Here is a 26,183-nt window from a genome sequence, read left to right on the forward strand (position 1 = left end):
TACCGACCTTAAGCGCTTGCTGGTGAGAGGTCAAGTGGTATTACCAGTTGCGCACTGGCGTGAAAGAGATACCCCTTGGCCAACAAGCTTCACCGTAACGGCGCAGGTGAGAGTAATTTTAGGCGACCCTAATTCGGAATACCGTCAGGAAGCCCATGACACCTCTCCTGTTACCGACGCTAGACACCGACGCAGAGTTCGCTCGCATCACCGCGGCCTTGACCCGACGCGGCTTTCTGGGCGGAAGTGCCGCCGCACTGTCCATGCTCGCCCTTGCCGGATGCAGCAGTGAGGACGGCGGTGGCGGTGCGGAAGGCGAAACTCGGACGGTGCAGACGCATTACGGACCCGTGGATGTTCCCGTTGATCCGCAGCGCATCGTCGCCGTCTCCTACAACACCCCGTGGCAGTTGCAAGCCGTCGGCGCCCGACCCGTCGCGACGCTCGACTACAGCGCGTACATCGACCAGTTCACCCCAACACAGCAGAAGTTCATCGACGGCTTGTCCACGGTGGGGGTTTTCCTCGAGGTCAACCGCGAAGCCGTCGTGGCTGCCGCGCCTGATCTCATTGTCGGCGATGCGTACGAGATCGACGAGGACATGTTCCGCGAGCTCTCGAAAATTGCTCCGACAGCGGTGTATTCGGGCACGAACCGATCGGATTGGCGCGCTGTCGCCGAGGGTGTCGCAGACGCGGTCAACAAGGGTTCGGCACTGACGTCGAATCGTGAGAAGTATCAGGCGATGCAAGAGCGAATCCGCACCGAATACGCCGCGCAGCTTGGCGAGAATCGGTGGGCCCAGGTTGCTATCGGTGGTTCGGAAGGGCACTTCTCCATCTTGTATCCAACCGGAGTGACCGGCGCGATGCTCGCCGACCTGAACGTGACCCGCGGCGAATTCATCCCGGACCTGCGCCCAGCCACCGGCTTCGAAGCCTTCCCGCTCGAACAACTCGAAATGCTGCGGGACGTCACCGTCGTCATCTACCCGAAGCAGCCGAACGGAACTGATTCTGCAGGAATGAAATCCGTCTTCGCCAGCCCGCTGTGGAGCCGCATTCCGGCAGCAGCTTCGGGCCGGGTATTCGGAATCAGCACTCAGGTCACCGACTACGGCACTGCAATCAATTGGCTCAACGAACTCGAAACCGGCGCTTTGGAGGCACTTTCATGACATCATTTCTATTGCCCAGCGCTGACACCGATGCCGAATTCGCTCGCATCACCGCAGCACTTACCCGACGCGGTTTCCTCGGAGCCGGTGCCTTGGCGGGGATCGGATTGCTCACGGCCTGTGGAACCAGCTCCGGTGAATCGGCCGAGGGTTCGATGCGCACCATCAACACGGCTCTGGGGCAGGTGGAAGTGCCCACCAACCCGCAACGGGTGGTCAGCGCCGATTACTACACGGGCCCCGCGATGTTCGACGCCGGGTTCACACCGGTCGGATTGCCGGTCGACTACGAGAACGCCGACGGCGTCCCGGAACCCTATGCGTCCGCTCTGCGGTCTCTCCCGAAGGTGGGACGCTGGTACGAGCCCAACGCCGAGGCGATAGCGGCTTTGTCTCCCGACCTGATCGTGATGACCAACCTGCTGTCGGAGAACAACCCGGATCTTTACGAGCAGATCCGGTCGATCGCACCGACCGCGGTTTTTGCCGAAGACGGGCAGTACGCATGGAAGGAGCGCGCCTTCGGAGTCGCGGACGCGCTGAACCAGAGCGCGAAGGTTCAAGAGTTGGCAGATCGGTACGAGGCGCGGATCGCCAAGTTCCGCAGCGACAACGCTGATGTGCTGAGCAAGGTGAAGGTCGTCTACACCACGTACTTCGAGGAGAGTGGTTTCTCGCTGTACTCGCCGACCAAGTATCAGACGACGGTCATCAGCGAGGCCGGGTTCCAGTTCAACGACCGTTCGCTCGCAATTCCCGCCGGCAGCAACGAGTGGTTCCCGAAGGAGCAGTTGGAGCTACTCGACGAGGCCGACGTCATCATCACCAACAGTGGCAAGGGCCCCATCAACGAGAAGTTGGCGAACGACACCATCTTCCAGCGTCTGCGCGCCGTCAAGAATGATCAGGTGTACTCGTTCGACTACGAGGGCGTCGCGTCCTTCGGTTGGGCCCTGACATTCCTCGAGCAGTTCCAGCCGATCGCTGAGGAGATCAGAGCCAAGCTCTGATCTCCTCAGCAATCAAGAGGACGCCGGCGTCACCACATTCAGCTTCGGTTGATGCTGGTCGGTGTATGCCCACGGGCGGATCTTCTCCAGTGCTTTGCCGATCCGGAACACGGTCGGTTCGTCGTACGTATGGCCGACGATCTGGACGCCCGTGGGAACGCCGTTGTGTGCGTGTCCACTCGGCACCGCCAATACGGGGCACCGATTGGCGACGTTGAACGGCAATGTGAGAAGTGCTTCGGCGGTGTTATTCACGTGCTGACCCGCCACAGTGAGGCCGTCGAGCAAAGACTCGCCTGCCGGGAAGGCGATGGTGCCCGAAGTCGGGCAGATCAGCGCATCGAAGGGAGCCATCGCCTCGGCGAGCTCTCGTTGCATTTGGGTTTCCTTGCGAAGGCCGTCCAGAAATGACATTTCCGCAGCGCCCTTCGACGTGATCGCGACGTTGTCGAGCGTGTAGTCGGCAAGAAGATCACCGTGGACGCGAGCAACTTCCGCGACGGATGCACCCATGATCGTTCCGAAATGGACTTTCACCGCTGCTGCCATCGAATCACGAGTCCACGGCAACTCGATCTCCTCGACGATCGCGCCGGCATCGACCAACGACTGTGCGAGAGCCCGGGTGTTCGCCTCGATGTCAGGTTCGATGGGGAAGTCACCGAGCCGCAGGCACAGGGCAATTCGCATTCCCTCGACCGACGGGTACTCGTGTGGCAGCGTGATCGCCGGCTTCAGCGAAGAATGGTCACGCGGATCCGGCCCGATCAGAACGTTGGCCAAAAGAATTGCGTCGTCAACAGTTCGGGCCATGGGACCGTCGCCACGGTAAGAATCCATGGACAGCGGGGCGACCCCGGCGATACGCCCGTACGAGGCCTTGAGACCGACGGTGCCGGTAAAGCCTGCCGGGCCTCTTGTCGACCCGCCGATGTCGGATGCTGTTGCCAGAGTAGTAGTTCCGGCGGCCAGTGCGGCGCCGGCTCCGCCGGATGAACCTCCGGGGCTGTAATCGAGGTTCCAGGGATTACGGGTCACGCCCCACAAAGGAGAGTGTGTGAACGCCGCGACGCAGAATTCCGGTGTCGTCGTGCGTGCGTGAATCAGGCCGCCTGCTGCCAGAACTCGGTCGATCACCGGTGCGTTCTCGCGGGCGATGTTGCCGCGCCCTGCCAGAGAGCCTTCGGTCAGCGACTTTCCGGCAATAGCGTGTTTTTCCTTGGCAGCTACCGGAATTCCCTCCAGTGGCCGCGGGTCGGGTCCTTGGCCGCGATACCGGCTCTCGGCATCCCGGGCGCCTGCGAGTGCCTCGTCGAACATCTCTTCGGTGAAGGCATTGATGTGAGGTTCGAACTTCTGAGTTCGGTCGATGATTGCCTGTAGCAGTTCGACCGGAGACAATTCCCGCGCGCGAAAGTGAGCAATGGCTTCGGTGGCGCTGAGGTAGTGCAGTTCGTCTGACATGACGTTATCTCCCTGGGACAGTATGTGTGGGAATCACGCGCTCCGCGCAAGGGCTCCCAGCGCGGCCGCGGTCATGGCTGTGACACCTTCGGGTAGGGCCGCGGCGGGATCTGGGGCGAAGCGCGGCGAATGATTCGACGGCGTGCCGGGTGGTATCCGTCCCTCGGCGAGCGCGGCAAGGGCGGTTCCGTCGAAACTTTGAAGTGCCGTTCCGCCGAAATGCCAGAATACGGAGGGGCATTGGGCGGCAGTGCCGAAGATGCCGAAGTCCTCGCTACCCGAAAGTGGTTGTGACAGAGTATGCATTCCCAAGCCGGCCTGTCGCAGGTCGGACATCACCGTGGACGTGGCGTCCGGAGTGTTGACCGTGGCTGGAAAGCTGTTGTACGCATGAACGTCCGGCGCGTCGGTGGCGCCTGCCCCGTCAGCTTCTGCGCGAGCGATCCGGCCCACCGATTCGAGCATGTGATCTCGCGACGATGCACTGAAAGTTCGCAGGCTGAGTAGCAGTTCGGCGTCGTCGGCAATGATGTTCGCAGCTGTGCCGGCGTGCAAGGCTCCCACCGTGAGCACCGGTGCTGTCGGGGTTGCCGCTTCATGAGCCACCAGACTTTGAATGCGCAGCGCGAAAGACGCTGCCATCAACAAAGGGTCGATGCATGCGTACGGTGAGGACGCGTGTCCGCCACGGCCGTGAAAGACCACTCGTATCGTGTCGGATGCTGCCATCAAGATGTCGGGTTTGCTGACCAACATCCCCGCCGGAGTCGGGCCTACGTGCTGTCCCAGGCAGAGGTCCGGTCGCGGGAAGCGGTCGAAGATTCCGTCGTCGACCATCGCACGAGCGCCGGAGCCGGTCTCCTCAGCAGGCTGGAAGACCGCGACAACAGTCCCGGTGATCGATGTCGGATCCGCGGAAAGTGCTGCGCACGTGGCAAGTAGCGCGGTTACGTGGACATCGTGGCCACACGCATGCATGACTCCATCAGTTCTGGAGGCGTAGGACAGCCCGGTGTCTTCTGCCACCGGCAACGCGTCCATGTCGGCGCGTAGCAGGATCACCGGACCGCTGCTCCCTTCGAGAACACCGACGACACCCGTACCGCCGACTCCGACCGTGACGTCCCAGCCACCGATTCGCCGAACTTCCTCGGCAACAATTGCGGCGGTGCGAGTTTCGTCGCCGGACAACTCGGGGTGTGCGTGTAGGTCCCGGTAGAGCTCGAACCAGTGCGGCTCGACGGTTCGCAACCGCGACGGGTCTCCGAACTCGAGATTCGAAAGCAGTTGATTCATGGTTGATCTTCTTTCAGTTGGCGGTTTTCAGTTGCACCAGGTTCAGCATCTTTTCCCGGGTTTGTGGTGCTGCCATGACCGCGACGATCGCCACGACGGGCCCGAGTGCGAGCGATACGAACGCCGCTGACCAGGAGAGATGGTCCACGATGAATCCGAATACAAGCGGTGCGACTATTCCGGCGACCATGCCGCCGAAAATGATCATCGACGACGCGGCCCCGACCACCGAAGAAGGCAGAGCCCGCAGGGGCAGTGCAAAACACGGCATGAAAGCGAAAGAGGCAGCGGCAGATCCGAGGGTGACGAGAACGACGAACAAGGCCGTGTTGGAGACGAAAGGAATCGAAACGAGCATCACGATGCACGCGAGCATGGACGGCACCACGACGACACGACTGTTGCCAGCCAGCCGATCGGAGATTCGCCCGCCGAAGACGGTGGTCACGGCGGCCACCACGGTAGCCGGGATGAGAAGGAGGCTTGCACTCGAGAGGGCGATTCCACGTTCGTCATGGAGGTACGACGGCACCCACGACGACATCCCCCAGATCACGAAGTCGTATCCGAAGAACATCAAGGCGAAGAGCCACATCGCGCGGGAGCGAAGTACGGTGCGCATGTTGTCCCAGGAGGAATCCGGACCGTGGTCGTTCTCCGCCGGAAGTGCCGGCGGGAGCCACAACTTGATGCTGACGAGCGAGAGTACACCGAGCGCCGCGACGGCCAGAAACATCCCACGCCAGCCGATCAACGGGAGAAGAGCTGCCGCAACAACGATGGCGAGAAGCGTACCGACGGCGTTGGAACTGTTCATCCATCCTGTGGCAGTGGCACGTTGCTCCGGGACGCTCCGCTCGGCAACGAGCTTTACTGCAGCGGCCGGAAACACGCCCTGCGCGAGACCGAAGAGAAAGCGAACAATCAGAAGCGTCCCGAACGACCAGGCAAGGGCAGTGAGGCCGGTGAAGACACTCCACGCCACCAACCCGATCAGAGCCATCCGGACTGCGCCGTATCGATCGGCGAGCAGTCCACCAGGCAGTTGGGCCAGCGTGTATGCAATGAAGAACGTGGAGATGATCAATCCACGCTGGGAGTAGTCGAGATCGAACTCCTCACCGAGCAAGGGGAGAGCGAGGTTGATCGCCAGCCGATCTATGTAGTCGATCGCGTACGCGACGAACAGCAACGCGACCGTGACTTTGGTGGAGCGAAGCACTGGGCCTCCAAGTGGTGAACCTGTGAAGTGATTCACACATCTTTGGCAAACAGGCAGGGATCACCGACCAGAATGCAGTAATCCGGCAATACTGGCCCAATGAAGCCGGAATCCGACACATTCGTGATCGCGGAATCTGATCTGGAGATCATCAATGCACTTCAGCTCAACCCCCGCGCGTCGTGGACGCAGTTGTCGTCAGTGCTCGACAGGGATTCGACGACGATCGCCCGCCGGTGGCGTCGCCTCGTCTCGAACGGTCATTCGTGGGTCAACGCGGTCGCAATCGGTCGAACCCACATATTCGGCTATCTCCTGATCAGGACCACACAGGATTCCGTTGCCGACGTGGGGGAGCTGTTACGTCAACTCTCCTGTGCCTATCTGTTGGCCAGGACGGAAGGCGAGTACGAGTATTTCGTCGGAGTCGTGGCCGCCGACCACAAGAGTCTGGACGCCCTGGTGTGTGAGCACCTTGCCGCCGATCCTGGAATTCTGTCGATCAGAAGCCGGGTCGGGGTGAAGGTGTACCGGGACGGGTTCAGCTGGGAGCCGGGCGCTCTGGGGCAAGCGGGTCGGGCTCAGCTGGCAACGGCATCGACAAAGGGCGCTGCGGTGCCGGCAGATCCGACAGAGTTCCGCGAGTCCGACGGTGCCCTGTTGGAGGCGCTCGGCCGTGACGGACGTGCCAGCTATGCGCGTCTCGCCGCGATTTGTGGAACGAACGAGACTGCGATTCGACGGCGCTTGGCCCAGCTGACTGCATCGCGACAGTTGATTTTCCGCTGCGATGTCTCGCAACAGGCTGTCGGTTCACCGTTCGAAGTGATCTTCGATGTCGCTGTGGACGGTTCCACCGACGAACTCGGCAATCTTGTGTCGAGTTGGCCGGAGATCAGATTGTTGGTGGCGACTACCGGAACAGCGAACATGTTGATCAGCGTGTGGCTGAGCAGCCTCGCGCAGAGTCTTGTCGTCGAGGATCGACTCCGCCGAATCGGTAGTGTGCGGATCCTCGATCGACGTGTCTCGCTGTACCCGATGAAGCGGTTCGGGCAGCTACTCGGACCGAGCGGAGTGGCGGAAGGTCATGTCCCGGTCGCAATTTGGGGCGCCGGCGACGTTATTCGTTGAGCGTCAGTCGATCGGCGTCCGATTGTCGTCGACGAGGTGTGTATCGGAGTCGGTCGCACGGGAGCGCTTCCAGATCATCCGTGCCAGCGCACCCAGTACGGACACTGCCAGGACAACGCCACCGCCGATGATGCCGGCCGACGAGTCGGGGAAGATGCCCTCGAGCAGCAGCCAGACACCGAAGACGAAGAACAGCACCGCGGCGCCGATCTTGATGAATCCGTCCGGAAGGTGCTTGCCCAGCACCGAGCCGACGATGATGGCGAGAGCGTCGGCCGCCACCATGCCTACCGTCGACCCGATCCAGACGCCGATCCAGTCGTTGTCAGTCGCAAGGGTGATGGTGGCGAGCATGGTCTTGTCGCCGAGTTCTGCCAGGAAGAAGGCCGAGGCGACGGCGATGAAGGCGGATCGCGTGACGCGACCGGCCTTGTTCTGCTCGTCGTCGGTGAGATCGTCACCGCGCAAGGTCCAGAGGCCGAAGATCAGGAAAGCGATACCGCCGACGATGGAAATCGCCGCGGTGGGGAGGGCGACGCCCAGGTAGTGGCCGACGGCGACCGAGACGAGGTGAACAAGGGTGGTGGCGACGGTGATTCCGCCGAGGACGACCCACCAGCGATAGCGCAAGGCAAACGTCATTGCCATCAGTTGGGACTTGTCACCGAGTTCTGCGACAAAAATGACGCCGAAACTCAAAAGTATTGCGGCAAGCAAGATTTACTCCTCCGGTCGGTGTAGGTCGGAGGAAAAATGCGAGCCTCCGGCCTGGGCAGGCGCAGTGGGTGCGCTTGTCCGGCCGAAGGTCTCGCCCACCGAGGCCACAGGACCTTCGGTTCGCCAGGCCGGGTGCTTCGCGATCCGCACCAGGCGGAGCGCGTCGAACCAGTATGTCGACACGGGCGATTGGGGGCTACTCCCCTTCGTTGCTGCCCACGTTAGCGCGCCTGAAACGAATTGGCAAAGCGCACAGCAAGTTTGGGAGTCCGAACTTATCGCTTACCGGGGCCGTCACGAGGCGAGGAGCATGGCCAAAACAGCGGTGTCGGGATCGCTGATCGGATCGATGCCGACACGACTGATCATGGAGACGACTGTGCCGTCCGGCTCAGCCTCGACCCACGCCGCACGATGCTCCAAACCCAGATAGGGAAGGCCTGGCAGCAGTACGCACCCCGACGCGCTGCCCTCGCATTCCGGCAGGCTGGGCGTGGTTTCCGACGGTGGGTGCAGCATGATCAGCGCCGGTGGCTGATGGTCGGAGAAACGGCCGGGTGTCAAGGCGAAATCGCCGAGTACCGGACCTTCGGCGACCACCAGACCGACGGTGCCCGGCTGCGGATCTTCGGGAACGTCTTCACGGACCCCGAAGACCGTCGTGGTCGGCAACAAACCTGGCATCGAGGCCACGCGGACAGCCAATGCGAGAAGCTGCGCCCACTCCTGGGTGGTGTCCGGCCAACGACCGGAAATGACGAACCCCTGCAAAGACCCAGCGGCTTGGAACGGAGAAATGCCTATTGCTTCGTTTCTGTTCATTTCTGTTCCTCCCTCGGTGCTGGGGCAAATCTCGGGCAGACGCGCATGCGTCGGTCCGGCACACCTCGTTGGGTAATCGAAATATGCACCCATTCGGTACTGGCACACAAGAGAGGGAGAGTGCCAGCCAGGTTTGCGCTGGTGAGGGCGGTGGTATGCGCAGGCATGACTCTGTCGAAGAACCGTTCTCGGCTGGAAGACCTGGCAACGCAGGCGTGGATCTTCGGATATCCCCTGTTGATTGCTGCGGTATCGCGGGACGTCATGACGGCGGTGCCTTCGCCGGTGGCGATGAAAGCCCCGCTCAACCAGTTCGCCTACGCGCGTACGACGCCCGATGCGACCTTCACCGATGTCGTCTCGCCCAACGCGGACACTCTCTACTCGTCGGGGTGGCTGGACGTGTCGACGGAACCGCAGGTGCTCTCACTGCCGGACTTCGGCACCCGGTACTGGCTGGTCCCCATCCTCGACGCGTGGAGCGACGTGTTCACGGTTCCGGGATCTCGGACAGTCGGGCGGACCGGGGGACCGTACCTGGTGGCCGGGCCGAATTGGAAAGGCAACGTGCCCAAGGGTTTGACGCTGCTGCGGTCTCCGACGGCGATGAACTGGATAGTCGCCCGCTACGCGACGTCGGGGGGAACGGACCTGGCAGAAGTGCACAGCCTGCAGGACCGGACGCGACTCACTCCTCTGTCGGAGTGGACGGGTGACCCGCAGGACTACACGCCCGGTGAAATGCCGGTGAACCCTGCCGTCGACACGCGGACGCCGCCGGTGGACCAGGTGGCCGCCATGGACGGCGAGGCATTCTTCACCAGACTCGACGCACTTCTCGACGACAATCCTCCGCGTCCGGAGGACACCGAGATGATGAAACAACTGTCCGACATAGGAATCGGCTCCTCCTTGCCCTGGAAGTCGCGTCCGCAGGAGGTACGTGATGCCCTCGATAGAGCTGCGCGAACCGGTATGGACGTGCTGAGCGAGATCGCCGAAGAGGCCGAGGGCAGTCCGAAGAACGGCTGGACGATGCACCGCGGCTTGGGGCACTACGGAACCCATTACGCTCAGCGGGCTCTGATCGTCTGGCTCGGTTTCGGGGCCAATCTCGACGCTGATGCCGTGTACCCGCATGCCACGACGGACGTCGACGGGAAGCCGCTGACCGGGGCGAAGAAGTACGTCCTGCACTTCGAGAAGGACGAGCTGCCACCGGTCGAGGGCTTCTGGTCGCTCACGATGATGAACGAGCGGCAGTTCTTCGTGGACAACCCGATCGACCGATACGCGATTGGCGATCGAAGCGATCTGGTGTTTGCCGACGACGGTTCCCTCGACATCTATCTCCAGCACGAATCCCCTGGTGGTGAGAAGGAGCGGAACTGGCTGCCGGCTCCGTCCGGCGACTTCAACGTCTTTCTGCGCCTGTACTGGCCGAAGGCGGCAGTGCTGTCGGGATCGTGGACTGCGCCCGGTATTCGAGAAGCAAGTATTCGAGAAGCAGGCTGAAAGTCCCCTCGCTTCGTACCCGAAGAGCACAACTCGGTATCAGCCGCGCGTTTCGATGGGCGGAAAGGTCACAAGAGTCATACGATCTGTCGGTACTGCCCTGTTTGAAGAGCTGTTGAATCGGTCAGAGACACCCGCTTGTTTCGGAGGCTACTGATGGTCACGCAGAATCCGTTCGTGCAGTACGGCAAAGAGATCTGGTGGATGATCCTGATCCGCGGAATCTTCGGCGTGATCTTCGGAATCATCGCGCTCGTGTGGCCGGGAATTACCGTGGTGGCCTTGGTTTTCCTGTTCGGTATCTACTCCATCGCCGACGGTTTGATCACGATAGTTCGCGCCATCCGGGACCGCGAGCATCTGAGCTCGTGGGGTTGGTGGGTGTTCACGGGCGTCGTCTCGGTCGGAGCCGGCATCGTCGCGCTGGTCTGGCCGGGCATCACTGCGCTGGTGCTGCTGTACATAATTGCCTTCTACGCCATCATGTTCGGAATCTTCGGAATTGCCGGCGCCTTCAAGATGAAGGCGCTGCCCGGATCCAGTTGGGGATGGTTGCTCGCCGCATCGGTGCTTGCTGTCATCTTCGGCATCATTCTTCTCATCGCGCCCGGCGAAGGCATCATCAGCCTCATCTGGTTGTTGGGTTGGTACGCAATCCTGTTCGGCCTCTTCATGATCGTGGGAGCATTCCAGATCAGGAGCCGGGCAAAGGAAGCCGGTGTTCTCTAAGAAGGGAAAGCCGGCCGTCGAGGCTCCCACTCCGATCCCCACGCTGTCCGGTAGCGAGAACTGGTCGATCCCGCGCGGTTTGATCGTCCTGCTCGGTATTGCCGCCACCGTGGTCGCCGTCGGCGGAATGAAGGTGTTCGGCGGCATCCTCGGACCGGTATTCCTGGCCCTGGTGCTGACGATTGCCGTTCAGCCCATTCAGGATTGGTCACAGCGCCGAGGGTGGCCCAAGTGGGTCGGGATGCTCGGCTCACTGGTCACCGTGTACTTGATCCTGCTCGGGTTGGCGGCGTCGTTGGTCGTGTCGACGGCCCAGTTGGCGACGATCCTGCCGCAGTACTCCGAGGAGATGACCAACCTCCTCAACGAGGGCCGCGACAAGTTGGCCGACTTCGGAGTGAGCACCGAACAGATCCAAAGCACGCTCAGCAGTGTCGATCTCACGAAGGTTGTGGGCGTACTCGAAAGCGGGCTGGAGGGCCTGCTCGGCATCCTGTCGGATCTGGTGTTCATTCTCGCGTTGTTGCTGTTCATGGCCTTCGACGGCATGAGCATCCGCTCGCGGTTGCATGTGTTGTCCGAGCAACGTCCCGAAATCTCCTACGCGCTCTCCACCTTTGCCGCCGGAACTCGCAAATACCTGGTGGTCTCGACGGTCTTCGGTCTCATCGTGGCGGTACTCGACGGTGGCGCGCTGTGGCTCATGGGCATTCAGCTGCCCGTCCTGTGGGCGTTGCTGTCCTTCATCACCAACTACATCCCCAACATCGGGTTCGTCATCGGCGTGATTCCACCGGCGCTCCTGGGACTGTTGCAGGGCGGGCCGTGGCTGATGCTGTGGGTGATCGTCGTCTACTCCGTCATCAACTTCGTGATCCAGTCCATCATCCAACCCAAGTTCGTCGGCGACGCCGTCGGACTGTCGGTGACGATGACGTTCCTCTCACTTGTCTTCTGGTCGTGGGTTCTCGGGGCGCTCGGAGCGCTGTTGGCGATCCCGCTCTCGTTGTTGGTGAAGGCCGTCCTGCTCGATATCGACCCAGCCACGCGCTGGGCCGACATCCTGATCAGTGGCCCTCGGGACATGCCGAAGGAGGAACCAGAGGAGTCTGAGAAGCCGGCCACGCCCGCAGGCTAGGGCTCTCAGTGTTTCTACAAGTTGTTGCTTTATCGTCTCGCCCATGAGCGCCGAGAACACCACAGAAAACTCCCATCGCCGGCCGTCACGACTCGGTCGACGGCTGGCAGTCGGTGGTGTGGCCGCGATCGTCGCGGCTGCGGTGGCGGGGATCGGGTTCGTGATCTTCGCGGGCGGTGCCGACACCTCGAACACCGTCGCGATCGTGAACGCCGACGCGGGAACCACGCTCGACGGCAAGGAACTTCGGGCCGGCGACACGCTGGTGGACACGTTGGGCAAGAACGAAGACTTCGACTTCCAAGTGGTCGACAACCCCGGCGGGAACTACTTCGCGACGTTGACCGTGCCGGAGGACTTCAGCGAAACCGTCGCGTCGATGTTCGGCATGGATCCACGGCAGGCGAGCGTCGACCTCGAGGTGAAGGGCTCGGATTCGGAGAAGGCGGCCGAGTTGACTCGGGCCGTGTCGGCGCAGGTCGGCGCGGACGGCATCAAGGGCCTGCTGGCTCAGACGTCGGCCGCCAGACGCTCGATCGATCAAAACCTCACCACCGCGCAGATTCTGGTCGCCGGAACCAACGAGGCCGGAAAGTCCATCGATCAGGTGAAAGCAGGCGCAGGCACTCTGCTGCCGTACCTCGAGACCGCACGGTCCGGGGCGTTGGAGCTGATGAGCGTCGCGGATCAGGTGTCCGGTGTTGTCGATCAGGCGTCGGGGTCGACGGAAGAGCTGGCCACGCGCGCGGACTCACTGGGCCTGACGCTTGGGGAGGCGTCGTCCTCGACCGCGGAACTGAAGACACGAATCGACACGCTGCAGACTGCGCTGAACGGCCTTCCTATCCCGCCTGACGTGACAGCGCAACTGGCCGGTGTGAGTTCGGATCTCGGTGCGCTGAATGCGCAATTGGGCACCGTTCCGGCGCTGTTGGGTGGCTCGGTCGGGCCCGATACGGAGCTCGGTGATCTAGTCCGCACCGCTGTCGGGCAGCTGCAAGGCGCGAGCGATCAACTGAGCAGTGCTGCCGGACAATTGAACGACGGCCTCATTCCCATCGCTGATCAGGCGCCGCAGATGCTCGGTGACGTGACCGATCAGATCACCCAGGGATTCACGACGCTGCAAGGAATCGCCAAGTCACTGGTCACGGGCCTCGACGGCGCAAAATCCGGTATTCCCGCGATGACCACCCCGCAGCAGGTTCAGCTGACCTCGGTGCTGTCGGATCCGGTGGCCGTGAATCAGACCACCGCGAGCAGCGGTGACTCCGGAACTCGCACACTGGCATTGGTCTTCGGAGCCACGACGGTCCTGCTCGGTGGTGCTCTGCTGACACGAACGGCGGCGCCCCTGGTGAGGCGCCGCCGTTCGAAAGAAGAGCGTGACTAGACGATCAGACCTGCGGTCTGGGTACGTGCACGGTCGAAGCGAGCCGAAACGTCGTTCCAGTTGACGATGTTCCAGAATGCCTTGACGTAGTCGCCCTTGACGTTCTGGTAGTCGAGGTAGAAAGCGTGCTCCCACATGTCGAGGAGCAGCAGCGGCGTGAGGCCGATGGAGATGTTGCCCTGCTGATCGTAGAGCTGGACGATGATCAGACGCTGTCCGATCGAGTCCCACGCGAGGATGGACCAGCCGGAGCCCTGGATGGCGTTGGCGTTCGCGGAGAAGTGAGCGCGGAAGAGATCGAACGAACCGAAGTTGTCGTCGATCGCTGCGGCGAGTTCACCTTCGGGCTTGTCGCCACCGTCAGCGCTGAGGTTGTTCCAGAAAACGGTGTGGTTGGTGTGGCCACCGAGGTGGAACGCCAGGTTCTTCTCGAGCAGGTTGGCCTGCGCTGCGATGGTGTCGTTCTCACGAGCCTCGGCCAGCTTCTCGAGTGCAGCGTTGGCACCGGCAACGTAAGCCGCGTGGTGCTTGTCGTGATGCAGCTCCATGATCTTGCCCGAGATGTGCGGCTCGAGGGCTGCGTAGTCGTAGGGGAGTTCCGGCAGCGTGTAAACAGACACGAGGGTCCCTTCTTTGCGGGCTGGTGAGCCCTGGTGCTTTAGAGTGCGTCGATCACCGGTCACGGCGTGACGTCACTCGCGTATGTGCAAATCATTCTTCGGGTTTCCACCCAATAACATTCGTACACCGTCCGCAACAGTCCGGCTCAGGTAGTAATCACCAAAGAATAAAGTTTGGGAAACCGAACTTGCCCCGACCTAAGGGTAAGCTAATATGCGCAAATTCGTCGTAAAGGTGAACGGAACCTTAAACTTGCGCGATGCCCGCACCAGTTTTCCTCCCGGAATCACCAGAGGCGGCCGCGCCTCGGGTGAATCTTCCGGGCGCTGACCTGCTGCGAGCCCTGGCGGTTGCCGCCGTGATCTACTCCCACATCTCTTTCTACGTCATCGACGATCTCGGCTCGGGTTGGTGGGTGATCGACGTCGTCTACGGCGTTTTGATCGAGCCTGCCGAACTCAACCAGCACCTCTCTTTTGTCGGCGTCGCAGTATTCATGATGCTTACCGGTGCTCTGGTGACGCGATCCGCGATTCGCGACGGCCCCGGAAAGTTCTTGACCAACCGATTCAGTCGACTGCTGCCCGCATTCTGGGTGGCGACCGCGATTGCCATTCTTCTGGTCCGCCTCGGAATCAACGGAATGTTCAGCGGTCAGGAAGGTATTTCCGATACCGAAGCGTTGATGAGCTTTTTTCTCGGCGGATTCTTTCTCAAGCCCGAGGTAGCAGTTCTGGGAGTGACCTGGACACTCACCGTTCAATTCCTCTTTTATCTCGCATGTGTAGCGGCTCGCCCGATACTGCGGCTGCGACCGATCGTCATGCCGCTCGCCGGTGGTGCGCTGTGCTCGCTGGTGCTGCTCTACAACGTCTACGCGCCGCTGCCGTACACCGTGCCGATGCTGTCCAAGATCGCCGCGACGCTGCCGGCCGTCTTCCTCGGCCAGATCATGTACCTCGCGTGGGCGAAGCTCGCTCCCGGCCGCTGGCTGATCGCGGCCGTCCTCGTCCAGATGCACGTCATCATCGTGGCGACCCAGTTCCGCGTCTACTGGGCCGGTGAGCACTATCTGTGGACCATTTCGGTAGTCGCCGCAGCGGTAGTTCTCATCGGCCGCTACGACGGCGTCCCGACGCGCTGGCCGGTCGTGAAGTGGCTCTCGACGCGTAGTTACGTCATCTATCTCGTGCACACCCTGATCCTGTACCGCGTCGTCGAGAACACTGTTTTGTACGTCGGACCGACGCTGGCGTTTGCGCTCTTCCTTCTGGCCACGGCCGCGGTAGCAGAAATCGGCTACCGGTGGGTGGAGTTGCCCGGCGCCCGGGCGATCACGGCGTGGCGAAACAGTCGCTCGCGCGTAGCATCGAAGCATGAGCTGGTACGACGATATTCTGGGACGAGCGTCCGCAAAATCCACGCTGATCGCGCCTGAGGACGCACTCCCGGGCCGAGAGCAGAAAATGCCGGTTCCGACCGCGCACTACGTCAACGGGCATCCGTTGACGCCGCCGTTTCCGGCCGAACTGCAGACCGTCGTCGTAGGAATGGGTTGTTTCTGGGGCGCCGAGAAGGAGTTCTGGCAGCTTCCCGGCGTGTACACGACCGCTGCGGGTTATGCGGGCGGCTTCACGCCCAACCCGACGTACGAAGAGACGTGCTCCGGACGTACGGGTCACACCGAAGTCGTGCTGGTGGTCTTCGATCCCGCAGTGATCTCCTACGAGCAGATCCTGGCGCACTTCTGGGAGAACCACGATCCGACGCAGGGGATGCGTCAGGGTAACGACCAGGGCTCGCAGTACCGTTCGGCGATCTTCACGACGTCCGCGGAGCAGGAAGAAATCGCTCATGCGTCGGCCGTCGCTTTCGGTGAACGGCTTGCCGAAGCCGGATATGGAGCGATCACCACCGAAATCGGTCCGCTGCGCGACTTCTTCTACGCGGAGGATTACCACCAGCAGTATCTGGCGAAGAATCCCGGCGGTTACTGCCCGGTGCATGCCACGGGCGTCAGTTGCCCGGTCGGATTGCTCCGTCAGGATCAGGTTCCGGCGCAGACGGACATCCTTCCGCCGAGCGAATAACTGGACAGGTGTTGGAGGACACATGTGATTCAGCTCGTTAACACTTGCAACTAGATGGAAACAAAGGGAATCTCGATGTAAGAGTGTGTCGTCGAGAGAACTGAGCTCACAATGTCAGGTAGTACGCGAGGAACTGCGTCGCTGCTCCGACGCACAATTCATGTAGGCCACGATCCGATGGTTCGCCGCAGTGATCGGATCGAAGGGTTCATGTCCTTCGGTCTGATCATTTTCGCGATTCTTCTCCTGCCTCTCGCGGTATGGGCAGGGGCTGCGACTGCTTCGAGCCAGAACGCACTGATCGCCAAACAATCCGCCGAATTACACAGTATTTCGGCGACGACGACAGCAGATTCGACGCAGACCACCGCCTCGACAGCCGATTACATTGCGCCGACCACCGAAATGGCCAGCGCGCAGTGGAACTGGAACGGCCAGGTTCGCACGGGTGATGTCACTGTCGACTCGGCGACGCCCGCCGGCACCGAGGTCCCCATCTACGTCAATGATCAGGGCGACAAGACCGTAGCTCCGATCACTCAGAGCGCTGCCGACGTCGCAGCCGTGGTGACCGGGGTTTTCACCTGGTTCAGCGTGATGTCGCTGCTGGTCATCGCTTTCATGCTGGTGCGCGTCTTTCTCGACCGTTCCCGCTCGGCCCAGTGGGACCGAGACCTACGCGCGTTCCTCGACGCGAACGCGCTGTAGATCCCGGCCCATTCCTTACTGCAGTTGGGGCATGACCTCGCTTGCGACGAGTTCGAGATGATCCAGATCGGCGAGATCGAGAGTCTGCAGATACACGCGCTGTGAACCGGCCTCGGCGAAAGTGCCGATCTTGTCGACCAGCTCCGAAGGTGTTCCGGCCAGACCGTTCTCACGTAGCTCGTCGACGTCGCGTCCGATAGCCTCGGCGCGCTTCCTGATCTCCGCCTCGTCGCGGCCGCAGCACAGGACGAGAGCGTTGGAGTACACCAATTCGTTCGGATCGCGCTCGTGCTCGACGCAAGCCTGACGAACCCGCGCAAAGATGTCCTTCGTTTCCTCGAGGGACTTGAACGGGATGTTGAACTCGTTTGCGAACCGAGCGGCGAGCGCCGGAGTCTTCTTCTTGCCTGTGCCACCGATCAGGATCGGCGGACCGTCGACCTGGTGCGGTTTGGGAAGCGCGGGAGAGTTCTTGATCTGCACGTGCTTACCGTCGTAGTCGAACGTGTCGCCGACCGTCGTACGCCACAGACCGGTCACGACGTCGAGAGTTTCCTCGAGCAGTTCGAAGCGATCCTTGAGCGCCGGGAACGGGATGCCGTACGCCTGGTGCTCTTCCTCGTACCAGCCGGCACCGATGCCGAGGTCTACGCGGCCACCACTCATCTGATCGACCTGTGCGACCGAGATGGCCAGCGGTCCGGCGTGACGGAACGTAGCCGACGTCACCAGAGTGCCGAGGCGGATGGTGGATGTTTCGCGGGCGATTCCGGCGAGCGTGATCCACGCGTCGGTGGGCCCGGGAAGGCCGTCGGAATTCATGGCGAGATAGTGGTCCGAGCGGAAAAATGCGCCGTAGCCGAGTTTTTCGGCGGTCTGGGCAACAGTCAGTAGTTGTTCGTAGGTAGCGCCCTGCTGGGGTTCGGTGAATATACGCAGCTCCATGAGTTCTACTCTGCCACTATTTCACTTGGTCGGGACGACGGCACCGACTTGTCCGGCGCCGAAACACAGGGTCGGTCCCGGCGCTGTCGGCGTGATCTTCACGCTGTTTCCGTGGCCGACCAGGCGCACGAACACCGAGTGCAAACCTTGGGTGACGGGTACGGATACTGCGTCGCCGGACTCCAACGCAACATCGATCGTTCCGTCGGCGCTGGCGAGGTAATTGAGCTGAACCGTCCATTCCCAGCCGGCCAGGGGGCCGTCGAGGGGGAGCTCGGTCGGGCCTTCGGCACGGGTGCCGCAGTTCGGCGCCGTTCCTTCGGGAATCCTTCTCGTCCAGGTCACTTCGGCATCGACGATCTGACCGCTGTCGTCGATGGCGCGCAGAATCGGAGTGCTGGAAGAGAATTCGGGGCGATCAGGCAGCGGCGCGAGAACGTTGCTTGCCAAATTGTTCGGAAAGGCGACGGGAAGGAGCACTTCGATCGCGACGGGTTGCTCGAGCAGTGGAGCATCCTGATTCTGTGACAACGACATTCGCGCGTTCGCGAGGTAGTCGCGGGTCGGGTTCTCGCGCCAGATGTCGACGAACGTGACGGTCGAGACGAGCGAACTGATCACGAAGAGCACTGACAGGCCGGCGGCGACTGCGACGGGTATACGGGCCGGACGTCGCCGAGGCGCAGCGAGAATCAAAGCGGCGGCGAGGGCGAACACCGTCGCCGAATCCGTGAAGTAACGCAAGGTCTGCGCCAACTCGTAAGTGGTGTCGGCGTCGGATCGGGTAGCGGTCATCGCCACCACTGAGGCCAGGAAGTACAGCGCCGCGGCAGCCCAGATCCAGGCAGCGCCGCGTCGGGCACGCACTGTCATCACGGCCGTCGTCAGCAGCGCGGCCCAGGCTGCGACCACCAAGAGCGTCGGCGGATCGGCCCAGGCGGGGCTGGGGATCCACCGCTCCCAGCGCCAGGGGCCGCCGAGAAGAGTGGGAAGCATCCCCAAAGACGTTCCGTGATGCAGCAGTTCGGTGGACATCGAACGGCCGTATCCGGTGATCGGAGATTCGACAGTTGTCAGATACACCGGAATCCAGATCGCGAGCACGGCGGCGCAGGCCGTCCACAGGAGTCGGCACTTCGTGACCGCACTTCGTATCGGCGTTCCTTCACCCTGTGTGCGCAAGTACAGCACCAGAAAAGCGAGTGCGACGAACGGAACGAGTACTGCTTTCTCGAAGAACAGCAAGGAGACGACAAAAACCGCGGTGCCCGAGAACACGTAGCGCACCTGCCCGGTGCGGTACAGCTTGATCGCGTCGCCGCATGCCCAGGCCAGCGCGATCTGGAGCGGCAATGCATTGAGCGCGGCTGCCCACCACGAGAACGCCGGAAGTGTCAGCGGGACGAACAGATACAGGAGCAGCGGAATCAACAGTGCCGGTCGCCGGCCGAGGACCAACCGAAGAGTGCGCAGAAGCGCCAACGACGCGGCGGCCTGACCGATGACGAGCAGCGTTGCCGACAGCGCCCAGTTGTACGGCGCGATACGGGCGATCAACCCGGTGAAGAAGAAGGCCGCGGGCATGAAGTGACCGTCGTGGTCGTAGAGCAGGAGTTCGCTCGAGAAGAGCGGGAAGCGTCCTCCGCGGCCCATCAGGATGAGGTCGTCCCAGTAGAAGTAATTGCTCGCGGCAACCCAGACGCGAATGACGAGCTGACATCCGATCAACACGAACGCGAGCTGCGTGACCCGTCTCGGGGTGAACGTCAGAGTTGGCTCGGGCTGTGGAGAAGTCATCGACGGTCATGCTTCCAGGTGTGTCAAAAACCGACTTCTCATAAAAAGGGGATACCGGTCTTTTCTGTCTTTTCGGGAGCAATTTCTGAATGGATTGTGAACTTTGCCGGGATAAATGACGTCGACGCCCGAAAGTTCACTGACCTGCGGTGTCAAATTCATCCTCGAGCCTGTGCATCGTTCGCTAACACCTGTCAGCAAATTCTCAGGGTCTTGCCCGTGACCTGTGGATAAAGCCCGATTCATTCATCCAGAACTGTGGATGAACCTGTGGAAACTGTGGATAACTCGAGTTTTTAAGTGGCGGAGGTCACATTATTCGAACAATGCAGGTGAACGCGGTGGAGGTTCGATCACAAATCGGGAGTGAATCCATTTGCTGCCGTTACCGATACGGCGTGACAGAATCGAAGTTGTGAGTGTCGTTCAGGTCTGCGCCCGGTGCGCCGCACGCTGGCCTGTCGTCGGCGGCCCGACGCAGTGGTGTCCGCGCTGCAGCGGCGTCCTGCTGATCCCCACCCGCACCGAGATCTACCAACCGCCCAACCGCCGTGGCTTCCGCTGGATCGCGCGCTCCCCGTCCGACCCCCGCGGCGTGGGGGACGCACCAGTGCGTCGTAGCTTCTCCACTCCGCGCTACGACGCTGTCCCGCAGTGGGGACTCCAGGACGTCGTCGACACCTCACCGGTGCCGCCCTCGCGAGCGGACCGGATGGCCGACCGAGTCGGGCCGTTGCTGACGCTCGCAACGATCCTCTACGGACTGGCGGTGTTCGCCGAACTGGGCAGATACGCGATCCTGGTCCGCAACCGCACCAGGCTGATCCCGCAGCCGCTGCTCACGGTCTCCGACGCCGCCGTGTACTTCACTCAGTTGGGTGGACTGCTGATCTCGGTCTTCGCGGCAATCGCCGCTGTGTGCTGGCTGCTTCGTCGGCGTCGTGAACACTTCGCAGGTGTCCGGGAATCCGATCCACGCACAGCGTCGGAAGTTGTCGTCGGCTGCGCTGTGCCGATCCTCAACCTGGTGATGCCGGCCGTTTATCTCTTCGAGTTGGTCCGCCGCGATCCGCGCGGAACCCTGCTGGTCAAGATCTGGTGGGGCTTCTGGGGATTCAGCGCTCTGCTGCTGGTGGTCAACGCGTACTGGCGATCACGCCCGGGGATTCAGGCAATGGCCGACGGGGTTCTGCTGAACGCTTTCATCGCACTGATCGCTGCCGTCACCGCGGCGTTGACACTCGTCGTGATCCGCCGGATCGAGCGCAAGAGCTGGCGCGGTGAACCGGAATCGGAAACCCGGTGGGTGCCAGTGCCGCGCTCGGTGCTGGAAGAGAAGACGGTGCTGGACGAGAAGACGGTGCTGGACGAGAAGGAGACCGCTGCCCTGTGAGCCCAGATCGTCGAGGTCCACTCGTCGTTGCGCACCGAGGTGCGTCGGCTGCGCGGCCGGAGCACACCCTCGCCGCCTACGAACTGGCCCTCGAGGAGGGTGCCGACGGGCTCGAATGCGACGTCCGGCTCACCCGCGACGGACACCTGGTCTGCGTTCACGACCGCAAGGTCGACCGCACCTCCAGCGGGACGGGGATCGTCAGCGAGATGACGCTCGATTCGCTGACCGCTCTGGACTACGGGTCGACGAGCGAACCGGCCGAACTGCTGACTCTCTCCGATCTCATCACCCTCGCTCTGGATTTTGCGCGCCCGGTGAAGCTGTTCATCGAGACCAAGCACCCCGTGAGGTTCGGCGGATTGGTCGAAGCCAAACTCCTGGCGGAACTGCACCGCTTCGGGATCGCGTCACCGCCGTCGGCCGATCACTCGCGCGCTGTCGTCATGTCTTTCTCGGCGAGTGCGGTGTGGCGAGTGCGTCGTTCGGCACCGCTGCTGCCGACGGTCCTGCTCGGTGACGCGTCGCGGTACCTCGGCGGCGGTGCGTCGACGGCTGTGGGCGCTACGGCGATCGGGCCGTCGATCAAGGCACTGCGCGAACATCCCGATCTGGTCGATCGGGCCGCTGCTGCGGGTCGCGCGACGTACTGCTGGACCGTCGACGACAAGGCGGATGTGGACCTGTGTCGTGAGCTCGGGGTCAGTTGGGTTGCCACCAACCATCCCGGGCGCACGAAGCAATGGCTGGGCAGCGTGTAGATTTTGCCCTCGTGGCCAAGAAGAGCAAAAGAAACAGTGGACCGAAGCAGGGCAGCGCACGCGCAGAGAAGCTGGCGGCACGCCAAGCAGAGCGTGAAGCCGCTGCCGGCGTAGTCAGCCGCCCGTTCGAGGGCCTTGCCGCCGAGTGCGATCTGGTCGCGCTGCGTGAATTCGTTCCGTCCGCCACGGCTCCGTTGCCGGTCATCGGCTCCGACCGTCCCGTCACGTTGGCAACGGTCCTCCCCGGCGCTGTTGCCGCACTCGTCCGCGACGAGGGCGAGACGGCCACCGGATTTGTCGGTGTCCAGGTTCAGGCGCACTCGGCCGACCTCGGCGCAGACCTCGCCGCTTCGGTGAACTGGATCAAGGACGCGGCCCCCGGCGACGCGCTTTCTGCCGCGAACCCCGATTCCGAGACCCCCGCAGTCACCGCTGTCGTCGATCCCTCGGCCCTGCTCGACATCACCGTGCACCAGAACTTCAACTGGTGGATCCCCGAGGGCGTCGAAACCGATCCCGAGGTTGCCGCCACCGTGCAGCACGCCAACTCGGCGATCATGCCCTCTGCACGCCTCGAAGGCGACGGCCTGGTTGCCGCGTGGTGGGTCGACGCCGGCGAGAAGGCGCACCTGCGTTGGGTTCGTCCCGAGAGCGAAGACGACTTGATGCTCGCGCTGGCGCGCGTGCACGCGACCGGTGGACTGCATCTGGGTGAGGGCTCGCGCTACGCAGGCTCGTTCCGCACCCACGGCCTGTTGGTTCCCGTCTTCGACCTCGACCGCGAAAAGCATGCAAACGAGTGGGTAGCGGCAACCGTCGAGCTCGGTGAGCGTCTTGCCGAGGCTCTGGCCGTCGATGCTCCGCTGACCTCGGCCGAGCTTCGCTCGCGCGACGGACTTCGTGGTCGTCAGGTCACGCTGCGCTGATTTTTTCGCCCGAACTATAGGCGTTACGCGAAGTTACGGTTAATGTTGGTGACATGACCTTGTCGCATGACATCTCCGGTAGTGGTCCCACGCTTGTGCTCGTCCATGGCATCGTCCATCGACGGCAGGCGTGGGATTCGCTTTTGGACCAGCTGACGCCGTACCGCCGCGTCGTCACCGTCGACCTGCCGGGTCACGGAGAGTCGCTGCTGCCCGAACTCGGTCCGGACGTCATGGGACAGCTGATCGACGATGTCAGTGAGTTCGTCAAGGAAGTGACGCCGGCGGGGGAGCGTGCCCACGTCGCGGGAAACTCCCTCGGCGGCTGGATTGCCCTCTCGCTGGCAGCGCGCGGAGATGTCGCGTCGGCGACAGCTCTTTCGCCGGCCGGGTTCTTTGTCAATCACCTCGATCAGGTGCGAGCGATCAACACGTTCCGTGCACTGCGCGGCACGGCCAAGCTCATGGGTGACGGATTGCCACGCGCATTGCGGTACAAGCTGATTCGCTATCCGGCGCTCGCCGCGTTCTTCGCTCATCCGAGTCATGTCGGTTATGCGGCGGCGTTGGCCGACTGCCGTTCGCTCGTGTCGAACGAACTCGTCGATCTCGGTCTCGAGATGGACTTCGTGCTGCCGCCCATCGTGGATCCCACTGTGCCGGTGACGGTTGCGTGGGGTCGACGCGATCTCATCCTGCCCGTGTATCAGGCGCAGCGCGTGAAAAAGCCGTTCCCGCAGGCAAAGTTGATGGTTCTGCCCGGCCTTGGGCACGTACCGATGACAGATGCCCCCGAGCTGATCAGTTCGATCCTGCTGGCAGGAAGCGAACCGTTCGGCTCGAGGGCAAAATCCGTGAGTGCTGCAGGCTAGATGGTTCCGCCGGCTGCGCTCGGTGCACCGGTGGTGTCACCGACGGTGCTCATCTCGCGGGACACGAAGTCTTCGAGGTCGAACAGGTTGGCGCCTGCGCGGTCCGCGATGGTGAGAAGTGTTGTCATGCTTGCAACTTCCTCGACCTGCTCCTTGAGGAACCACTGCATGAACTGCTCGCCGAGGTAGTCGCCTTCTTCGCGGGCAGTGCTCGCGAGCTGGACGATTTGCTCGGTGACCGTCTTCTCCTGCGTCAGCGCGAGAGCGATGGGCTCGCGGGCATCCTTGAAGTCGGCCTTCGCGGCGTCGACGCCGGTGAGTTCGACATTGATGTCGCGATCGAGGAAATACTGAACGATCATCATGGCGTGGTTACGCTCTTCCACAGCCTGCTTGTAGAAGTGCTTTGCCAGCTGTGGCAGATCCGCATTGTCGAAGTAAACCGCTGTCGCGATGTACTGATGCGAAGCGTTGAACTCGTTGCGAATCTGGTCTCGGAGTAGTGCGTGGAATTTGGTCATGTGAGTCTCCCCAGAAGTCATGAATTCCAAGATAGTGCAGGTCAGAGGCCCTGTCATCCCAGTATGACCTTATTGTGGTAAGCGTTCCCAAACTAAAGAAGACCTAATTTTTCTTCGAATTCGGTGAGGTTATCGAGCCCGGTGAATTCGAATGTTTCATTTAGGAATGTCCATTTCACCAGGCGAGTTCCGCGCATTTACCGTCGCTTCCCTGTAGTTCCACCTGTACGGTGGCGTGCCCCAGTTCGAATTCCTCGGCAAGCAAGGTTCGGGTTGCTGCGAGCACCGTTGTGGGATCGGCGTCACTGACCGCGGTGACGTGAACGGAAGCAACTTCCATCCCCGAGGTGAGTGTCCAGACGTGCAGATCGTGCGCGTCGACGACTCCCAGCAGAGCGTTGATCTTCTCGATGATCGAGGTGACGTCGATGCGGTCGGGAGCCTGCTGGAGGAGGATGCGAACGGCGTGGCGGCCCAGGTTGAAGGCACGTGGCAAGACGAAGAGGCCGATCGCGACGCCGATGACGGGGTCGGCGTAGCGCCAACCGAACGCGAGCGTGACCAAGCCGCTGACCAGGACGCCGATGGACCCGACCATGTCCGCCATGACTTCGAGGTAGGCGCCGCGGATGTTGATGCTTTCCTTCGCGCCGCTGCGCAGCATGAGGAAGGCGATGACGTTCATCGCCAGACCGACGACGGCGACTGTCGCGACGGGAAGGCCGGGAACCTCGGGCGGATCCGTGAAGCGGCTGGCGGCCTCGTAAAGCACCCACCCGGCGACTGCGAAGAGCAGGATCGCATTGGCCAGTGCCGCAAACACTTCCGTGCGGTACATGCCGAAAGTACGGTCGGGGCGCCGGGCGGCACGCTGTGCGACGAGGATCGCGGCGAGCGCCATGAAGATGCCGAAGATGTCTGTGAACACGTGCGCCGAGTCCGAGAGCAGGGCCAGTGACGAGGTGAAGAGGCCGACCGTCACCTGCAGCACGAAGGTCACCAACCCGAGGCCGGCGGCGATCCACAGTTTGTTGACATGCTTGCCGCTGTTGCTGGTCGCAGCCTCGGCGGGGGAGATTCCGTGCCCGTGTCCGTGTGACATCGAAGGTCCTTTCGTCGACGCCAGCCTAGACACATATGCATATATGCGCAATAGTGCATGTCTTAAAAACTATGCAACATAGTTGTAAGGTGGCGGCGTAGACCTTCATTTGTCATCGACGCGAGGACCGAGAAGTGGGAAGACATCGAAAATCCGAGCCGATCAGACCCGGCGGGCGCATGGCCGCGGTTTCCGTGGCGACGGGTGCAATCCTCGCGTCCGGCACTTCCATCGGGCACGCGTCGCCGCCGTCGGTCGTAGTCGAGGATGTATCTGCGGTGTCGGCGCCGGAGATCCTCGACCTTGTCCGGTCGACGGATCTTGCCGGAATAGCCGAACAACTCGGCAAGACGCGACAACTCGAATCCGAGCGAGCGGCGCTGGTGTACGAGGCCGAAAAGCCACAGGTGATGGCCCCCGTCAGCGGGACGATGACGTCCAACTTCGGTCCACGGTGGGGAACCACCCACTACGGTCTCGACATCGCGAACGCGATCGGAACGCCCATCGTGTCGGCGACCGACGGTGTTGTGCTCGAATCCGGTCCCGCCGCGGGATTCGGGCTCTGGGTCCGCATCCAGCAGGACGACGGGACCGTCGGCGTCTACGGACACATCAACGAGGCGCTCGTGGTTGCGGGTCAGAAGGTGCGGGCGGGTGAGCTGATCGCGACCGTGGGCAATCGTGGACAATCGACAGGACCACACCTGCACTACGAGGTGTGGCAACCTGACGGACAGAAGACCGATCCGCTCGCGTACCTGAATTCCCGGGGCGTGTCGTTCGGGGAGAAGACCACGGGCGACTGAAGTTCTGTCACGACGCGATG

25 protein-coding genes are annotated in these 26,183 nt (G+C 62.2%); 15 read left to right on the forward strand and 10 right to left on the reverse strand.

The window, feature by feature from the left end:
- Positions 1-155 precede the first annotated feature (155 nt).
- The gene (locus A0W34_RS00865) at positions 156-1,178 is read left to right on the forward strand and encodes an ABC transporter substrate-binding protein (RefSeq protein ID WP_081557184.1); all 1,023 of its coding nucleotides are present in this window, start codon (positions 156-158) and stop codon (positions 1,176-1,178) included.
- Complete coding sequence (locus A0W34_RS00870) at positions 1,175-2,188, forward strand: ABC transporter substrate-binding protein (protein ID WP_081557185.1); 1,014 nt, start codon at positions 1,175-1,177, stop codon at positions 2,186-2,188. Before A0W34_RS00865 ends, A0W34_RS00870 begins: the two co-directional genes overlap by 4 nt.
- A 12-nt stretch (positions 2,189-2,200) precedes the next feature.
- Here A0W34_RS00870 and A0W34_RS00875 read toward each other — a convergent pair whose 3' ends face one another.
- Genes A0W34_RS00875 through A0W34_RS00885 form a run of 3 tightly spaced genes read right to left on the reverse strand, consistent with a single transcriptional unit; the run spans position 2,201 to position 6,170 of the window.
- The gene (locus tag A0W34_RS00875) at positions 2,201-3,652 is read right to left on the reverse strand and encodes an amidase (protein ID WP_081557186.1); all 1,452 of its coding nucleotides are present in this window, start codon (positions 3,650-3,652) and stop codon (positions 2,201-2,203) included.
- 33 nt (positions 3,653-3,685) lie between these two features.
- On the reverse strand, positions 3,686-4,948 hold the full coding sequence (locus A0W34_RS00880; RefSeq protein ID WP_081557187.1) for an amidohydrolase: 1,263 nt from the start codon (positions 4,946-4,948) through the stop codon (positions 3,686-3,688).
- A 13-nt stretch (positions 4,949-4,961) separates the two neighbouring features.
- The gene (locus tag A0W34_RS00885) at positions 4,962-6,170 is read right to left on the reverse strand and encodes an MFS transporter (RefSeq protein ID WP_081557188.1); all 1,209 of its coding nucleotides are present in this window, start codon (positions 6,168-6,170) and stop codon (positions 4,962-4,964) included.
- A 99-nt stretch (positions 6,171-6,269) separates the two neighbouring features.
- Between A0W34_RS00885 and A0W34_RS00890 the strand changes: the two genes are divergently transcribed.
- The gene (locus A0W34_RS00890) at positions 6,270-7,304 is read left to right on the forward strand and encodes an Lrp/AsnC family transcriptional regulator (protein ID WP_081557189.1); all 1,035 of its coding nucleotides are present in this window, start codon (positions 6,270-6,272) and stop codon (positions 7,302-7,304) included.
- Positions 7,305-7,307: 3 nt separating this feature from the next.
- On the opposite strand, the gene A0W34_RS00895 is transcribed toward A0W34_RS00890, so the two are convergent.
- Both A0W34_RS00895 and A0W34_RS00900 read right to left on the reverse strand, forming a co-directional pair.
- Entirely contained in the window at positions 7,308-8,021 is a 714-nt protein-coding gene (locus tag A0W34_RS00895) for a TMEM165/GDT1 family protein (RefSeq protein ID WP_019746358.1), read from the reverse strand.
- 294 nt (positions 8,022-8,315) lie between these two features.
- A complete protein-coding gene (locus A0W34_RS00900; RefSeq protein ID WP_003944138.1) occupies positions 8,316-8,843 on the reverse strand; it encodes a hypothetical protein in 528 nt (175 codons plus the stop codon).
- Positions 8,844-9,008: 165 nt separating this feature from the next.
- Here A0W34_RS00900 and A0W34_RS00905 point away from each other — a divergent pair, with 165 nt between their 5' ends.
- The 4 genes from A0W34_RS00905 (at position 9,009) to A0W34_RS00920 (ending at position 13,618) form a co-directional block, all read left to right on the forward strand.
- Positions 9,009-10,358, forward strand: a complete 1,350-nt coding sequence (locus A0W34_RS00905; protein WP_073513201.1) for a DUF1254 domain-containing protein — start codon at positions 9,009-9,011, stop codon at positions 10,356-10,358.
- Positions 10,359-10,514: 156 nt separating this feature from the next.
- Positions 10,515-11,087 (forward strand): HdeD family acid-resistance protein, encoded by a 573-nt coding sequence (locus A0W34_RS00910; RefSeq protein WP_081557190.1) that lies wholly within the window; start codon positions 10,515-10,517, stop codon positions 11,085-11,087.
- Entirely contained in the window at positions 11,077-12,225 is a 1,149-nt protein-coding gene (locus tag A0W34_RS00915; protein WP_081557191.1) for an AI-2E family transporter, read from the forward strand. Before A0W34_RS00910 ends, A0W34_RS00915 begins: the two co-directional genes overlap by 11 nt.
- Before the next feature lie 43 nt (positions 12,226-12,268).
- Positions 12,269-13,618: a hypothetical protein gene (locus tag A0W34_RS00920; RefSeq protein WP_081557192.1), complete on the forward strand. Its 1,350-nt coding sequence runs from the start codon at positions 12,269-12,271 to the stop codon at positions 13,616-13,618.
- On the opposite strand, the gene A0W34_RS00925 is transcribed toward A0W34_RS00920, so the two are convergent.
- Positions 13,615-14,238 carry a superoxide dismutase gene (locus tag A0W34_RS00925; RefSeq protein WP_003944189.1) on the reverse strand — a complete coding sequence of 208 codons (624 nt, stop codon included), beginning with the start codon at positions 14,236-14,238 and terminating at the stop codon, positions 13,615-13,617. The two genes, A0W34_RS00920 and A0W34_RS00925, sit on opposite strands and share 4 nt — an antisense overlap.
- 260 nt (positions 14,239-14,498) lie before the next feature.
- On the opposite strand from A0W34_RS00925, the gene A0W34_RS00930 reads away from it, so the two are divergent.
- From A0W34_RS00930 to A0W34_RS00940, 3 genes are all read left to right on the forward strand, one after another.
- Positions 14,499-15,677: an acyltransferase family protein gene (locus tag A0W34_RS00930; protein WP_165638703.1), complete on the forward strand. Its 1,179-nt coding sequence runs from the start codon at positions 14,499-14,501 to the stop codon at positions 15,675-15,677.
- The gene (gene msrA / locus A0W34_RS00935; protein WP_020905733.1) at positions 15,616-16,329 is read left to right on the forward strand and encodes a peptide-methionine (S)-S-oxide reductase MsrA; all 714 of its coding nucleotides are present in this window, start codon (positions 15,616-15,618) and stop codon (positions 16,327-16,329) included. Before A0W34_RS00930 ends, msrA begins: the two co-directional genes overlap by 62 nt.
- Positions 16,330-16,440: 111 nt before the next feature.
- Positions 16,441-17,037 (forward strand): Rv1733c family protein, encoded by a 597-nt coding sequence (locus A0W34_RS00940; protein WP_442971941.1) that lies wholly within the window; start codon positions 16,441-16,443, stop codon positions 17,035-17,037.
- A gap of 15 nt (positions 17,038-17,052) precedes the next feature.
- Here A0W34_RS00940 and A0W34_RS00945 read toward each other — a convergent pair whose 3' ends face one another.
- Both A0W34_RS00945 and A0W34_RS00950 read right to left on the reverse strand, forming a co-directional pair.
- On the reverse strand, positions 17,053-17,982 hold the full coding sequence (locus tag A0W34_RS00945; RefSeq protein ID WP_081557194.1) for an LLM class F420-dependent oxidoreductase: 930 nt from the start codon (positions 17,980-17,982) through the stop codon (positions 17,053-17,055).
- A 21-nt stretch (positions 17,983-18,003) separates the two neighbouring features.
- Complete coding sequence (locus A0W34_RS00950) at positions 18,004-19,779, reverse strand: hypothetical protein (protein WP_081557195.1); 1,776 nt, start codon at positions 19,777-19,779, stop codon at positions 18,004-18,006.
- 415 nt (positions 19,780-20,194) lie between these two features.
- On the opposite strand from A0W34_RS00950, the gene A0W34_RS00955 reads away from it, so the two are divergent.
- The 4 genes from A0W34_RS00955 to A0W34_RS00970 are packed head-to-tail and all read left to right on the forward strand — an operon-like array spanning position 20,195 to position 23,731.
- Positions 20,195-21,172, forward strand: coding sequence for a DUF4328 domain-containing protein (locus A0W34_RS00955; RefSeq protein WP_081557196.1), 978 nt, complete (start codon positions 20,195-20,197; stop codon positions 21,170-21,172).
- A complete protein-coding gene (locus A0W34_RS00960; protein ID WP_042920594.1) occupies positions 21,169-21,933 on the forward strand; it encodes a glycerophosphodiester phosphodiesterase in 765 nt (254 codons plus the stop codon). Before A0W34_RS00955 ends, A0W34_RS00960 begins: the two co-directional genes overlap by 4 nt.
- An 11-nt stretch (positions 21,934-21,944) precedes the next feature.
- Positions 21,945-22,859 carry a DUF5926 family protein gene (locus tag A0W34_RS00965; protein WP_003944127.1) on the forward strand — a complete coding sequence of 305 codons (915 nt, stop codon included), beginning with the start codon at positions 21,945-21,947 and terminating at the stop codon, positions 22,857-22,859.
- 53 nt (positions 22,860-22,912) lie between these two features.
- Positions 22,913-23,731, forward strand: a complete 819-nt coding sequence (locus A0W34_RS00970) for an alpha/beta fold hydrolase (protein ID WP_003944129.1) — start codon at positions 22,913-22,915, stop codon at positions 23,729-23,731.
- Here the strand turns inward: A0W34_RS00970 and A0W34_RS00975 are convergent.
- Both A0W34_RS00975 and A0W34_RS00980 read right to left on the reverse strand, forming a co-directional pair.
- Complete coding sequence (locus A0W34_RS00975) at positions 23,728-24,273, reverse strand: ferritin (protein WP_030535839.1); 546 nt, start codon at positions 24,271-24,273, stop codon at positions 23,728-23,730. The genes A0W34_RS00970 and A0W34_RS00975 overlap by 4 nt on opposite strands.
- Positions 24,274-24,427: 154 nt before the next feature.
- Positions 24,428-25,354 (reverse strand): cation diffusion facilitator family transporter, encoded by a 927-nt coding sequence (locus tag A0W34_RS00980; protein WP_081557197.1) that lies wholly within the window; start codon positions 25,352-25,354, stop codon positions 24,428-24,430.
- A gap of 179 nt (positions 25,355-25,533) precedes the next feature.
- Between A0W34_RS00980 and A0W34_RS00985 the strand changes: the two genes are divergently transcribed.
- Positions 25,534-26,163, forward strand: coding sequence for a M23 family metallopeptidase (locus A0W34_RS00985; protein WP_063315269.1), 630 nt, complete (start codon positions 25,534-25,536; stop codon positions 26,161-26,163).
- Positions 26,164-26,183: the final 20 nt, after the last annotated feature.

The sequence above is a fragment of the Rhodococcus sp. BH4 genome, assembly GCF_002079265.1.
Classification (GTDB): domain Bacteria; phylum Actinomycetota; class Actinomycetes; order Mycobacteriales; family Mycobacteriaceae; genus Rhodococcus_F; species Rhodococcus_F qingshengii.